This is a genomic window from uncultured Thiodictyon sp., assembly GCA_903837595.1.
In the GTDB taxonomy this organism is placed as follows: Bacteria; Pseudomonadota; Gammaproteobacteria; order Chromatiales; family Chromatiaceae; genus Thiodictyon.
Genome location: CAILVI010000505.1, coordinates 58,542 through 70,500, shown reverse-complemented (window position 1 = coordinate 70,500; position 11,959 = coordinate 58,542). Strand labels below are relative to the sequence as shown.

Here is an 11,959-nt window from a genome sequence, read left to right as displayed (position 1 = left end):
CTTGAATCCTCTTAAAGGGAAGTTGGTTCCGGTGGGCCTCGGTTCATCCGCGTGGCCGTTCTCAAGGACTCGAATCAAGCTCCTATTTTATACCACTTTTGATTATATTTCAAAGCGTTAAATGTGACGAAGTAGAATTAAGGCGAAGCGCGCAACGCTTGTAACCTAGTGTTCGAGCCCGGAGGTGTCCGTTGTTTCGCTAACGAATCCTCAGCGTGCGCCGCGGGTCGACTCGCTATATCGCCTTCACAGAAACAACGACTAAGCATTTCTAGGGCGTGCGCGCTGCACCAATCCCCGGTCGTGGCACGACGTCTGGCGAGCACGACGTAGAAATGTGTGTTGAACGAATCCGATCCTGGCACGGAGCCTGCTGTTGGCCAGGGACTCCCTAGAGCTAGGGGATTTTATCCTTGGGACCGGGGGCGGCGGCCACCAGCGGGGGATGGTGCCGGGCACCGGGGGACGTAAACCGGGCATTCGCGAGGCTCCGCAGGCGTGGCTGGCGTGACCAAGGAGGCTGTTGAGGACGAAGTGTAGACCATTTTGCAGATTCTGCGCGAGCGCAACTGCCGACCGGCAGGCGGTCTGTGGGCACCGACGGGGGCGCGGTCTTTTGGGTCCGCGCGGTCACCCTCATCACCCCCTCCGCCGCGGCGCTGCGGGGCTAGGCGCGCAGTCACCTGTAGCCGGCCCTTGCGGCACTTGGGCCACGGATAGCCGTCAAACTGTGCGGCCGGCTGGGACGGTTCCGCGCCGGTTGGCGCCGGGGCGACCAGTGCGGTGCGGATCACTGCCAGCCGCTGCGCCCGAGAGCGGTTGGCCAGGAAGCCGAAGTGACGCACCCGGATGAACCCTTTTGGCAGCAAATGCAGCAGGAACCGGCGGATGAGTTCCTCGCCGCTCAGGCTCATGACCTTGCGGCGGTCACCGTCGCGATAATCCTTGTAGGCGAGGTCGACTTACACCATCGAAGTCCACCAGGCGACGGTCGGAGAGCGCAATGCGATGGCTGTGGCGGCCCAGATACTCCGCCACCGAGTCGGTGCGGCAATCCAGAATATGATGACAAACCTGCCATTCCCGCGGACTCAGCGGATGGTGTTCGGCATAGCCGGCCAGACGGGCGTGGATGACCGCTTGCAGCGAGCGTGACTCAACCATGGGACACCGCCAATTGGGCGATCAGGTCCAAGGCCCCTTCGCCCTCGGCGGCACTGGGTAGCCAATGGACACAGCGCAGTGTGGTCTGGATGCAGCGATGGCCCATCAGCCGTTGCAGGCGCTTCACCGGCACCCCCGCCGCCAATTGATGGGTGGCATAGGCGTGGCGCTAATGCCCGGTTCGGCATTAGCGTCATTCCTTTTGCGACCCATCTGCTGGAGGCCGGCTACGACATTCGTACGGTGCAGGAGTTGCGGGGGCAGGCGGACGTGTCGACCACGATGATCTATAGCCATGTGCTCAAGCGGCCGGGGGTGGTGCCGGTGCGCAGTCCGGTGGATACCTGGTAGCCGGTGCGTCCGGGGCTAGCGCATCGCCCGGGGGATCAAGCCGGCGCCATTGGCGCCCTGACATGCTCCATTGCCGGATTTTTGGCGGGGCCGGCCGCTTGCCAGGTCGTGTCGCGGCCGAAGCCGCTCCCACTGGGTCCCACCTGACTTTCACGTAACGACCATCAAGGCCTTGCGTGGCACCCCGGCGCCGATCGGCTCAGGGCGCTCCGGGGCGCCGCCTTCCCGGTTTCAACCAAGCGCCGCGACGCCCCTGACCCGGCCGTCCAGAGGCGCGGCGATCGAGCCGCGAGTACAATGGCGTCGGGCATCTTGGTTCAATCGCACTGTCTGGGAGTGGTATTTATGTCACCCTTTCCATTGAGCTATCGGGTTGTCGGCGAAGACGATTACATGCTGGAGATCAGCATCGACACCGCTGGCGCCTTCGTCGTGAATCGCGGCGACCACACCAGTCACGAACCCCGGCATGGCCGACTCAGCAGCCAACAGCGCGACGACCTGTCGGCGGTCCTGCGGGGGTTGGGAGAGCGCCGGGAGTATCCCGCACCGGCCGGCGCTGCCGGCTTCCTGGCGGAACTCACCCTGGGTGAGGGCGCCGAGGCGCAGGTCTACCGCTTCTGGGAGGGGGCCTTGGACGAGGAGCCGGCACTCAAGGCGGTGGTTAGGGAGCTGGCGCTCTTCTGAGCGGGGGACCGGCGCCCGGCGCCCGGCGGCCCCGGGCTTCAGCGCACGATCACGCGGGCATTCACCGGCTGCAGCGGGCGGTTGTTGGGGCCGTGCATGGCGGCCGTCAGGCGGTCCACCTGGGACTGGGAGACGGTCATGGGTTGCTTCAGCACGATCCAGCGCACCCCCTCGGTACAGGGCGGGGTGGTCAGTGAACCGTCGAAGCGGAAATAGCCCTTGTCCGTCGGCAGCAGAGCGGCCGGGTTGATGGGCGTCGGTGGGGCCTCTTGCGTGTCGGTGCTCTCCGGCATGGCGTTCCATACCTGCGCGATCACCGGGTCCTCCGTCCCCAGCCGATACAGGACCGAGATCACCGCGAGACGTCCATCCGGGTCGGTGTGGACCAGGTGCCCCTCCATCGCGAAGGATTCGCCGTTTACCTGATCCTCGGCGGGGGCATGGAAGTGGAATTGCTTGAGGGTGAAGGTCCGACCGTCCAGGGTCAGGGTGGAACCGGGGGCCGCGTTCACCTGGATGGTGTGCCCGTTGTTCACAACCTCCTGTCCCAGACCCTGGTAATCGAGGACCAGCGGCGGCAGTGTCGCGTCGATGGCGCCGCTGACATCTACCGGCGACTGCGCGAAGCCGGCGGCACAGGCGGCGAACGCCGGGTCCAGTTCGGCCCAGTGTGCCGGCCCCTCGGTGCCGGCATAGGACCAGTGGGCATGGCTCGTTTCGGCGGCGACGCTGGGGGTCACCCGGGTGATGAGCGCCAGACACAGGGTCAGACCGGGGATCAGCTTTGGCATCGTGCTCTCCACGTCAATGATCATTATTGGTTGCGCTTGCAAGCGTAGCAAATTTGTGGCTTGGGCGGAATCTGGTCGGTCGCCGACGCTGTCCGTACCGGTGGTCCAGTTAAGACCGCCGGTGCTGGCGCGCGAGTGATAAACTGGGCGCCCCTCGTTTGATCGTCGTGCTGATCAATGCCAAGTCTCACGCCGCCGCGCTCCCCGGAGCCCACCCCCAGTCTGATCGTCGCCCTGCGTCTTGCCACCGCGCCCATCCATGAGGCAGTGGAGCGCTTGCCGGGGATGGTGCGGCTCACCGGGCCGGACGTGACCCTCGCGGACTATCGCCGCTATCTCAGCACCATGGCTCAGGTCTACGGGACCCTGGAGCCGCCCTTGTATGCCGCCCTAGGCGCGTTGTGCGGTGGCCCGGCGTCGACGCGTCCGGTAACCCTCGGCCTGCGCCCCAAATACCCGGTCCTGTGCGCCGACCTTGCCGCGCATAGCCTGGCGCCCCCGCGACTGGCGCGGGATGAGCAAGCCCCCCCTGATCTCAACACCGCCGTCGGCGGACTCTATGTCCTGGAGGGTTCGACCATCGGCGGTCGGGTCGTGGCCCGACACCTGCGCAAATGCCTGGGTGACCCACTGCCCGGCGGGGGCTTCCTGGACTTCCACGGCGACCAGGCGTCGGCCCACTGGAAGGGGTTCGGGCTCGCCCTGGAGGGGCTGCGGGCGGAGGGATTAGTGGACGCAGAGCAAGTGATTGCCGGGGCCTGCACGGTCTTTCGGCGGGTTTACGCCCTGTTGGCGACCATGGACCAGGCGGGGTCCGACGCCTGATTCCGGCGGCCCGGAGCAGCGGATGCGTGGGATGACCGATCAGCCGCCTGCGCCGGGTAACGGGCCGCCCGTGGCCGTGCCGGGTGGGCCAGCCAAGTCGACCCCACCCGCCGTCGCGCCAGGCTGGTCGCGAGGGTTCTTGCGTGCGCTCCGGTTGTTGGCGCCGCGCGTCCTGGTGGGCCTGGCGCTCGGCAGTGCCTTACTGGTCGGTGCCCTGCGCTGGGTCGATCCGCCGATCTCCGCCTTCATGGTGCGCCAGTCGTACGTTGCCTGGCGCATCGGCCGGCCGCCGCCCTATTTCTACCATCATTGGGTGCCTTGGGAGCGCATCCCGCCGACCCTGGCCCTGGCCGTTATCGCCGGGGAGGATCAGCGCTTCGCCTATCACCATGGGTTCGACCCGGTGGAGTTGCGCAAGGCCCTGACGACCTGGCACCTGGGGGGGCGGCTGCGCGGCGCCAGCACCATCACCCAGCAGACCGCCAAGAACCTGTTTCTGTGGCCCGGGCGTAGCTGGTTCCGCAAGGGCCTGGAGGCCTGGTTCACGGCCTTGATCGAGTTCATGTGGCCCAAGCAACGGATACTGGAGGTCTATCTGAATATCGTGCAGTTCAGTCCCAGCACCTACGGGGTGGGGGCGGCCAGCGAGCGCTATTTTCACCGGCCAGTGGACACGGTCGGGCTGCGCGAGGCGGTCCTGCTCGCCGCCGTCCTGCCCGCCCCCGTTGTCTACCACCTGGACCGACCCTCGGCGCGGCTGCTGCGCCGCGCCGCCTGGATCGCCGATCAGATCCAGCGGGTGGGCGGACGGCGGTATCTCGATCGCTTGTAAACAAGATGCTATCGTGGCGAATGATGCCACCCGGCGGGGTCGCACGTCGTCCGCCCAGCCTGAGTCAATTTTTTTGAGGGGATTGCAGTGTCCGAAGAGCAAGAAACCGCGGCGCAACCGGCCATCGTCCAAGCGCTGCTGCGCGCGCCTCCGGCGGAGGCACAGTTGCTGCTGGCCTGGTCGCGGGGGCTGGGCGCCATTCGTCACGGCGAGCTCACCGGGCGCAAAAAGGCGGCCGCCATGCTCGCGTTGACCCGTGACAACAAGGCGGCGTGGCCGATCCTCAAGGTCATGGGGCGGGCACTGAAGATCATCGTCTGGGACGCCCGCTCCTGGAAGCTGCGCCTGGGGATCGGTGCTGTTGTGGGCACCTTTGTGGCGGTCGGCAATGGGGGGGCCGCCATCGTGCCCTTGGCGGGCGGCATCGGGCTCCCGCTGTGGGTCTTGATGGGGGCCAGCGGCGCCCTGCTCGGCCTGCTGGCCGACGTGGTCAAGAAGAAAATGGGCAAAACCCCCCGTTAGTCCGGCCGACAATACTGATCGACCAGGGCCTGGTGATACTCCAGCTTCTGCTCCCGGTAATCGCGCTCGCTAATGTTCCGGTAGGTGCTGTGGGTCTGTTGGCTCCAGCGGGCGACCTCGGCGCGATTCTTGGCGCACTTGGCCCGGTCATAGCCGGGCTTTTTCTTGGCTGTCTGGCGGGCCTGCGCCGCCGCCCGTGCGCGCTCCTTGCGTGCCTTGTTGCGCTCGGCCTCCATGGCCTTGACTTGACCTTCGATCGAGTAGTCCTTGGCCCTCCCCTTGCCGGCGTGGTCTTGTGGGGGTGGCGACGGGTCCAGCGCCAGTTCGGCCCCCGCGGCGCCGATCGCACAACTGGTGTCCTGGTAGACGACGCTGCCGTCGGGTTGCAGGCATTTGTAGGGCCCGGCCCAGACGCTGAGCGGGAGCAGCAGGGTGGCGAGGGCGCGTCGGTTCATGGTGGTGGTGGGCATCGTCCGCCTGGTTGGTGCCGCCGTCAGCCCCGTCGCCGGGCGGCGGCCGTGGCCAGTTCACGCAGCATGGGTTCGGTGTCGTCCCAACCCACACAGGCGTCGGTGACGCTCTGGCCGTAGACCAGTCCGGCGGACGCGTCCAGGTTCTGCCGGCCACCCACCAGATTGCTCTCGATCATGGCGCCGATGATGCGCCGCTCGCCGCGGGCGATCTGCCCCGCCACGTCCTGGCACACCCGGATCTGCTTTTCCGGCTTCTTGCGGCTGTTGGCGTGACTGAAGTCGATCATGATCTTAGGAATAAGGCCCGCCTCGATGATCTGCTCGGCGGCGATATTGACGCTCTCGGTGTCGTAGTTGGGCCGATGCCCGCCACGCAGGATGATGTGGGTGTCGGCGTTGCCGGCGGTGGAGAAGATGGCCGATTGCCCCTCCTTGGTGACCGACATGAAGACGTGCGGCCGGGCCGCCGAATGGATGGCGTCGATGGCCACCTTCACGTCACCGTCGGTGCCGTTCTTGAAGCCCACCGGGCAGGACAGGCCGGAGGCGAGTTCGCGGTGTCCCTGACTCTCCGTGGTGCGGGCACCGATCGCGCCCCAACTGACCAGGTCAGCGATGTACTGCGGGCTGATCAGGTCGAGGTACTCGGTCCCCGCCGGCATGCCCATCTCGGCCAGATCCAGCAGCAGCTTGCGGGCCAGCGACAGGCCCTTGTTGATCTCGAAGCTCTCGTCCAGGTCCGGGTCGTTGATCAGACCCTTCCAGCCGACGGTGGTGCGCGGCTTCTCGAAATAGACCCGCATCACCACCAGCAGGTCGGCGCTCATGCTTTGGCGCAGCGGCAAGAGGCGCTCGGCATATTCCAGGGCGGCCCGGGGGTCGTGGACTGAGCAGGGGCCCACCACCACCAGCAGCCGGTCGTCCTCCCCATGGAGGATGCGCTGGATCGCCCGACGGGTCTCAAAGACCGTATCGGCGGCGCGCTCGGAGACAGGGAAGCGCTCGTGGAGCGCCCGGGGGGGTTGCACTTGCGTGATCGTGCGGATGCGCAGGTCGTCGGTCTGATGGGGCATGGCAGGGCCGGGGTCCGGGTCCAAGACGAAGGCAAAACAGTATAGTGCAAGACTCGCCGCGAACGTGCCACGCGGGCGCGCCTGGGTGCCGATTGGCCAGTTTTATGTATAGCATTGGTTTTCTTCGCGTCTGTGCGCCTTGGTCTGGGCGGCTCGCGAGTCTATTATGGCCAACCCGCCGTCCATTGCACTCCGGCCTTTCTGCATCCACCATTGGTGGGAACCGTGCCGCCTAAGGGAGCCCCCCCGATGACGAGACTTTTGGCCTGGTGTAATGAGTGGTCTTTAGGCATCGACGCCTTGGACGAAGACCACCGTGCGTTGGTTGAGGCCCTCACCGACATCAGTCTGCGCTATTGTCCCCAGGCGAGCGCCCTGGTGCGGGGAGCGCGCGCGACGGCGGGGGTTAGCGGCGCGGGCGCGCCAGTGTCTCTGGTGGAGGCGCTGAGCGGCTTTGGCGAGAAGCTCCGCGTCCATTGCCGACGCGAGGATGCCTTTTTGCGCGCCATCGAGTACACGGAGCGGGAGCAGCACGAGACGCAACACGTCGCCCTCATGGCGACGTTCGACTCCCTGGTGCAGGACTACCGGGGGCGGGCGATCCAGGTCTTCGACGCGGTTGGCCAGGAGTTGGTGCGCGATTGGCTGCTCGGCCACATCGTCAGCGACGACCGGGACTTCGCCCAGGTCTATTTCGCGCTCTGCGGTCTGGATGGTGCCGACGCCACGCCGCGGCAAGCGCCTGGGTATGCAACCAGAGACGCGGCCAGCCGCAGATCGGGTCCCGGTTACGCGGCGTCGTACCAGGGCGCTCAGCGCAACTCGGGGAACGCCTCGCGGGCAATCGCGATCGGAATTGCCATGCCGAAGCCCTGGTAGTTGGCGTCGCCGCCCTTGGCCAGCTTGGCGAAGTTGATGGCAATCACCTCGCCCGCCTCATTGACCAGGGGGCCGCCGCTGTTGCCGGGCAACAACTGGACATCGGTCATGATCTGGTCCCGGTCAATCCGCGTGACCCGACCGGTGGTCACACTGTCGGAGACCCCCAAGGGGTTGCCAATGGCATAGACGCCGTCGCCCTGTCCCGGGGTCCGCCCCGTGTTGACCCGCAGCGCCGGGGTGTTGTAACCGTCGAGCTTCAGCAGGGCCAGGTCCTGGTCGTCGGCGACGCGGATGAGCCGGGCGGTGAGCCGCTCCCCGTCCTTGAGGACGATGGTGAAGCGCTGTTGGAGGCTGGCTTGGCCGGTCTTAATGCTCTGCTCCAGCTTGGCGCTACTCAAGCGGCGCTGGTGCTCGGTGACCTGCGGGGCGAGTTCATTCACTTTCGCCTGGTAGTAGTCATACTGCCCTTTGAGATAGCGGGCGTATGGATCCGTCGCCTGCTTCGGCGCCTTCAGTGCGGCCAGCTCGGTTTCCACATTTTTCAGCAGGGTGCGCCGCCGCGTGAGTTCGGCCTCAGCGGCCGTCAAGGACTCTTCCTCCTGCGTGAACTGCGCCTGCTGCGCCCGTTGGTCCTCCGCCTTGGGGCGGATCACGTGGCGGTTGGTGAGGATGTAGCCATCGCTGCTGATGAAGAACCCGGCGCCCTGACCGAGGGTGGCCTCGATCGCGACGGTGGCAAGGGTGGCTGCCTGGACCGGGGTACGGGTAGTGGAGCCCTGGGCCAGACGTGTCGCCAGGTCGCGAGTCGGTGCGACCACCACGGCGGTCGCGTCGGCGGGTGCGGGTGCGGTGGCGCCGGGCGGCGGGCGGTCGGTGAACTGCCAGCGGCCGTCCGCGTCTTTGTACTTGAATACCTCCGCCAAGGCCGGAAGGCCGATCAGCGCGAGCCACAGGGCAGCCAAGACAGGCGCAGTCTCGGCCCCCGGTCGCTTGACCTTGTCGGTTGGCGCCGAGCCTGGTCCCGACCTGGGCGCCGACACCCTGGTCGGGGACCGCCAGACGCCGATCCGCGATGGCTTGCAGAATACGATGGACATGGCCGATGTCTGGTGCGCTGGGGTCGGGTCGGTAGGGTAAGGTGAGTCTAGCAGGTCCCAATCGCGTATGCTGTCGCGCACTCGGGACTCGGTATTCGGCACTCGGTGATACGGCGGTGACGATCAAAGCACTATCAGAGCAAGACCTCGTCGCCCTGGTGGACCAGCTGATCCTGGAGCAGGGTCGGCTGGACCCGCTGGAGCTGTTGATGGCCTGCGACTACCTGGCCTATGCGGACTACGAGTCCTGGCGGCTCGGCGGCGTGCCCCACCTGGAGGGGGTGTTGCGCGTCCCGGCTGACCAGGCGGCCGAACTCTTGGCCCGGGCGGGTCGCTATGCGGCGGCCCAACACTTGGCGGCGGTGCCACTGGAGCATCGCGCCTGGGGTACGAGCGATCGGATCGTCCCGCTCGGTCCCGAGCGCGGTCTCCACCCGGGGTTGGTTCGCGGCTGCGCCAATGCCTTCGCCCCGCCTGCCGATCGGATGCAATTGGACCTGTTCCACGATAGCCAGGACCAGCTCCTGGAGGAGGCGGTTCGGACTGCCTTGACCGCGCGCCGGATCGACGCTGCCCACACCGCCCTCACCCGGCTCATGGCCCTGGACCCCCGGCACCCCCGGCTGCGCCGCTATCTGCGCCTCATGCAGGCGGTGGAGGACTTGGCTGGGCTTGCGGCGGCACAGCAACTGCAGGTCCTCGAAGCGCTGGAGCCCGAGGTCCGCGACCTACTCGGCCACCGCGCCCGCGACCTGCTCGCCCCCCTGTGGGTCGCCTTGGCGCAGGCGCTCGCGGGCCAGCCATTCGACCCCAACGCCCCCGAAACCCACGCGGGCTACGCCTGGGCGCGCGCCGGACGCCACCCGTCGGCGCGGGAGGCGATCGAGGCGCTACCCGACTGGCGGCGCTGGCCGGTCCTCCTCCTCGCCCACGCGCAGGCATGCCGCCGCATGGGTGACCCGGCCGCCGCCCGCCGGGACTGGGCGGTGCTGTGCTGGGAGCACCCCGCCCAGGCCCGCTTGGCGCTGGCGGCCAAAGACCTCCCGGACGCCCGGCTGGTGCGGCTTTGGTGGGACTTCGGTGACGCCGACCTGGACCCGGGGCTGGAACCGGGTCCGGATCAGGACATCAGGGACTTCCCCGCCTGGCTCCTGCTCGCCGACCCCGGCACCGCCGCCGCCGTGCCGCCGGACCTGGCACCCGTCGGCGACGTGGGTGAGGCCTACCGGCTGCTGCACCGGTTGGTGAGCGGCGCGGACGGCATCCCCGAGCGCGCGGCCTTGGCACGGGTGCGTCCGGGGCTCTTGAAGCTGTATCTGGCGGCGCGCGCGAGCGGCACCCGCCGCGGTTCGGCGCAACCTTGAGCGCGCGGCTGTTTCAAGTCGCCCGCCGCAGCGTGCGCTGATCACACGCGGTACACTTGCCTCACCACGGACCCCGAGGCACCCCGCTACCGATGCACCTGATGCGCGCCATGATCCTCGCTGCCGGACGCGGCAACCGCATGCGGCCCCTGACCGACACGGTGCCCAAGCCGTTGCTGATGGCCGGCGGCAAACCGCTGATCGAGTATCACATCGAGCGCCTGGCGCTGGCCGGGGTCCGGGACATCGTGATCAACCATGCCCACCTGGGCGGGCAGCTCGAGGCGGCGCTGGGCGACGGTTCCCGGCTGGGCGTGCGGCTGCGCTATTCCGCTGAGGGTGAGGGCCAGGCACTTGAGACCGGCGGCGGCATCTTCAAGGCCTTGCCCTTGCTCGGCCCAGATCCATTCCTGGTCGTCAATGGCGATATCTGGACCGACTGTCCGTTCGTGGGGCTGGACCTGGCCGGCGGCGACCTGGTCCACCTGGTGCTCGTGGAGAATCCGCCTCAGCACCCGCAAGGCGACTTTGCCTTGGACCGCGATCGGGTCCGCCGGGACGGCGAACCGCGCTATACCTTCAGCGGGATCGGTGTCTACCGCCCGGAACTCTTCGCGGGCTGCGCGCCTGGGGCCTTTGCACTCGCCCCGCTGCTGCGCCGGGCGATGGACGAAGACCTGGCGGGCGGACGGCTCCATCGCGGCCACTGGTATGACATCGGCACGCCGCAACGCCTCGCGCAGCTGGACCAGTGGCTGCTGGCCAGTGGCGGCTAGTACCAGCAGCGAACATCCCGCGACCACTTCAGGATCAACCACGAGAGGCCCATGCTCCAAGAACTCGACCACCTGCCCGCCGGCCTGCTCGAGGCCGACAGCCGCGACCTGTGCCGACACTTGGGCGGTCCGACCCTGATTCACCTGCCCGGGGCGCGGCAGCCGCCGCTCTTCGTCTGCGTGTTGCTGCACGGCAACGAGCCCGTGGGGTGGGACGCCGTGCGGGGACTGCTGACCGCGCGCCTCGCACGCTTCGGTGAGCTGCGGCTGCCGCGCGCCCTGAGCCTCTTCATCGGCAACGTGACGGCCGCTGCGCAGGGTGTTCGCCACCTGCCGGACCAGCCAGACTACAACCGGGTCTGGCCCGGGGGCGCCTTGCCCCCGATGCCGGAGACTGCGCTGATGGCGGCGGTGCTCGGGCGCATGACCGAGCGCGGGGTCTTTGCCAGTATCGACCTGCACAACAACACGGGCACCAACCCCCATTATGCCTGTGTCGAACGCCTGGACAGCCGGACGCTGCAACTGGCCACCCTGTTCGCACGCACCGTGGTCTATTTCAGCGGCGCCAGCGGGGTGCAGTCCAATGCCTTCGCTGACCTGTGTCCGGCGGTCACCCTGGAGTGCGGCAAGGTCGGCGAGGCCGCCGGGGTGACCCACGCGCGGGCCCTGGTGGATGCGGCGCTGCACCTGGCCGCGGTGCCGGACCACCCGGTGGCGCCCCACGATATCGACCTGTTCCACACCGTCGCCCGGGTCCTGGTCCCGTCCGGCGTGAGCCTCGGTTTCCCCCCGCAGCCGGCCGACCTGCTGCTCGATCCGGAGATCGAGCGCTACAATTTTCGGGAAGTCCCGCGTGGGACCGCCTTCGCGCGCCCGCGCGACCCGGCCGTGGGGATTGGGTTTGAGGTACTCAACGAACGCGGCAAGGACATCGCGGATCGGTTCTTTCACCTCGAGGATGGCGAGGTCCGGCTACGCCGCCCCGTGATGCCCGCGATGCTCACCCGTGATCTGACGGTCATTCGCCAGGACTGCCTGGGCTACCTGATGGAGCGCTACAGCGACCATGTGCCGGGGCGGGGCTGAGTGACCGATAACCCAAAATCAGGAGATTGCTCA

13 protein-coding genes and 2 pseudogenes are annotated in these 11,959 nt (G+C 67.6%); 9 read left to right on the top strand and 6 right to left on the bottom strand.

The features are described 5' to 3' along the window. Positions 1 to 761 precede the first annotated feature (761 nt). Together QZY44_RS30635 and QZY44_RS30630 are read right to left on the bottom strand one after the other, a co-directional pair. A pseudogene (locus QZY44_RS30635) lies at positions 762 to 1,038 on the bottom strand (transposase); the annotation flags it as partial. Between the two features lie 118 nt (positions 1,039 to 1,156). Next, complete coding sequence (locus QZY44_RS30630; protein ID WP_365305617.1) at positions 1,157 to 1,291, bottom strand: hypothetical protein; 135 nt, start codon at positions 1,289 to 1,291, stop codon at positions 1,157 to 1,159. A gap of 74 nt (positions 1,292 to 1,365) precedes the next feature. Between QZY44_RS30630 and QZY44_RS30625 the strand changes: the two are divergent. Together QZY44_RS30625 and QZY44_RS30620 are read left to right on the top strand one after the other, a co-directional pair. Further along, positions 1,366 to 1,515 (top strand): annotated as a pseudogene (locus QZY44_RS30625) (tyrosine-type recombinase/integrase); the annotation flags it as partial. A gap of 345 nt (positions 1,516 to 1,860) precedes the next feature. After that, a complete protein-coding gene (locus QZY44_RS30620; RefSeq protein ID WP_295456599.1) occupies positions 1,861 to 2,202 on the top strand; it encodes a hypothetical protein in 342 nt (113 codons plus the stop codon). Between the two features lie 38 nt (positions 2,203 to 2,240). On the opposite strand, the gene QZY44_RS30615 is transcribed toward QZY44_RS30620, so the two are convergent. Continuing rightward, complete coding sequence (locus QZY44_RS30615; protein ID WP_295456597.1) at positions 2,241 to 2,993, bottom strand: carbonic anhydrase family protein; 753 nt, start codon at positions 2,991 to 2,993, stop codon at positions 2,241 to 2,243. Between the two features lie 177 nt (positions 2,994 to 3,170). On the opposite strand from QZY44_RS30615, the gene QZY44_RS30610 reads away from it, so the two are divergent. The 3 genes from QZY44_RS30610 (at position 3,171) to QZY44_RS30600 (ending at position 5,172) form a co-directional block, all read left to right on the top strand. Continuing rightward, the gene (locus QZY44_RS30610; RefSeq protein ID WP_295456595.1) at positions 3,171 to 3,818 is read left to right on the top strand and encodes a biliverdin-producing heme oxygenase; all 648 of its coding nucleotides are present in this window, start codon (positions 3,171 to 3,173) and stop codon (positions 3,816 to 3,818) included. Between the two features lie 31 nt (positions 3,819 to 3,849). Beyond that, complete coding sequence (gene mtgA, locus QZY44_RS30605) at positions 3,850 to 4,650, top strand: monofunctional biosynthetic peptidoglycan transglycosylase (RefSeq protein ID WP_295456593.1); 801 nt, start codon at positions 3,850 to 3,852, stop codon at positions 4,648 to 4,650. 87 nt (positions 4,651 to 4,737) lie between these two features. Beyond that, positions 4,738 to 5,172 (top strand): hypothetical protein, encoded by a 435-nt coding sequence (locus QZY44_RS30600; RefSeq protein ID WP_295456590.1) that lies wholly within the window; start codon positions 4,738 to 4,740, stop codon positions 5,170 to 5,172. On the opposite strand, the gene QZY44_RS30595 is transcribed toward QZY44_RS30600, so the two are convergent. Continuing rightward, entirely contained in the window at positions 5,169 to 5,627 is a 459-nt protein-coding gene (locus QZY44_RS30595) for a DUF4124 domain-containing protein (protein ID WP_295456588.1), read from the bottom strand. The two genes, QZY44_RS30600 and QZY44_RS30595, sit on opposite strands and share 4 nt — an antisense overlap. Positions 5,628 to 5,665: 38 nt before the next feature. Beyond that, positions 5,666 to 6,718, bottom strand: a complete 1,053-nt coding sequence (aroG, locus tag QZY44_RS30590) for a 3-deoxy-7-phosphoheptulonate synthase AroG (RefSeq protein ID WP_295456586.1) — start codon at positions 6,716 to 6,718, stop codon at positions 5,666 to 5,668. 249 nt (positions 6,719 to 6,967) lie between these two features. Here aroG and QZY44_RS30585 point away from each other — a divergent pair, with 249 nt between their 5' ends. Then, complete coding sequence (locus QZY44_RS30585; protein WP_295456585.1) at positions 6,968 to 7,597, top strand: hemerythrin domain-containing protein; 630 nt, start codon at positions 6,968 to 6,970, stop codon at positions 7,595 to 7,597. Here the strand turns inward: QZY44_RS30585 and QZY44_RS30580 are convergent. After that, positions 7,531 to 8,562 (bottom strand): trypsin-like peptidase domain-containing protein, encoded by a 1,032-nt coding sequence (locus QZY44_RS30580; RefSeq protein ID WP_295456584.1) that lies wholly within the window; start codon positions 8,560 to 8,562, stop codon positions 7,531 to 7,533. The genes QZY44_RS30585 and QZY44_RS30580 overlap by 67 nt on opposite strands. Before the next feature lie 251 nt (positions 8,563 to 8,813). On the opposite strand from QZY44_RS30580, the gene QZY44_RS30575 reads away from it, so the two are divergent. From QZY44_RS30575 to QZY44_RS30565, 3 genes are all read left to right on the top strand, one after another. Then, the gene (locus QZY44_RS30575; RefSeq protein WP_295456582.1) at positions 8,814 to 10,061 is read left to right on the top strand and encodes a hypothetical protein; all 1,248 of its coding nucleotides are present in this window, start codon (positions 8,814 to 8,816) and stop codon (positions 10,059 to 10,061) included. A 101-nt stretch (positions 10,062 to 10,162) separates the two neighbouring features. Then, positions 10,163 to 10,837 (top strand): N-acetylmuramate alpha-1-phosphate uridylyltransferase MurU, encoded by a 675-nt coding sequence (gene murU, locus QZY44_RS30570; protein ID WP_295456580.1) that lies wholly within the window; start codon positions 10,163 to 10,165, stop codon positions 10,835 to 10,837. A gap of 51 nt (positions 10,838 to 10,888) precedes the next feature. Further along, positions 10,889 to 11,926, top strand: coding sequence for a M14 family metallopeptidase (locus tag QZY44_RS30565; RefSeq protein ID WP_295456579.1), 1,038 nt, complete (start codon positions 10,889 to 10,891; stop codon positions 11,924 to 11,926). The last annotated feature ends 33 nt before the right edge of the window (positions 11,927 to 11,959 follow it).

Bases quoted from the DNA above. Each gene is read 5' to 3' on its own strand.
- mtgA (WP_295456593.1), top strand. From the start codon at position 3,850: ATGACCGATCAGCCGCCTGCGCCGGGTAACGGGCCGCCCGTGGCCGTG.
- murU (WP_295456580.1), top strand. From the start codon at position 10,163: ATGCGCGCCATGATCCTCGCTGCCGGACGCGGCAACCGCATGCGGCCC.
- QZY44_RS30585 (WP_295456585.1), top strand. From the start codon at position 6,968: ATGACGAGACTTTTGGCCTGGTGTAATGAGTGGTCTTTAGGCATCGAC.
- aroG (WP_295456586.1), bottom strand. From the start codon at position 6,718: ATGCCCCATCAGACCGACGACCTGCGCATCCGCACGATCACGCAAGTG.
- QZY44_RS30615 (WP_295456597.1), bottom strand. From the start codon at position 2,993: ATGCCAAAGCTGATCCCCGGTCTGACCCTGTGTCTGGCGCTCATCACC.
- QZY44_RS30595 (WP_295456588.1), bottom strand. From the start codon at position 5,627: ATGAACCGACGCGCCCTCGCCACCCTGCTGCTCCCGCTCAGCGTCTGG.
- QZY44_RS30565 (WP_295456579.1), top strand. From the start codon at position 10,889: ATGCTCCAAGAACTCGACCACCTGCCCGCCGGCCTGCTCGAGGCCGAC.
- QZY44_RS30610 (WP_295456595.1), top strand. From the start codon at position 3,171: ATGCCAAGTCTCACGCCGCCGCGCTCCCCGGAGCCCACCCCCAGTCTG.
- QZY44_RS30620 (WP_295456599.1), top strand. From the start codon at position 1,861: ATGTCACCCTTTCCATTGAGCTATCGGGTTGTCGGCGAAGACGATTAC.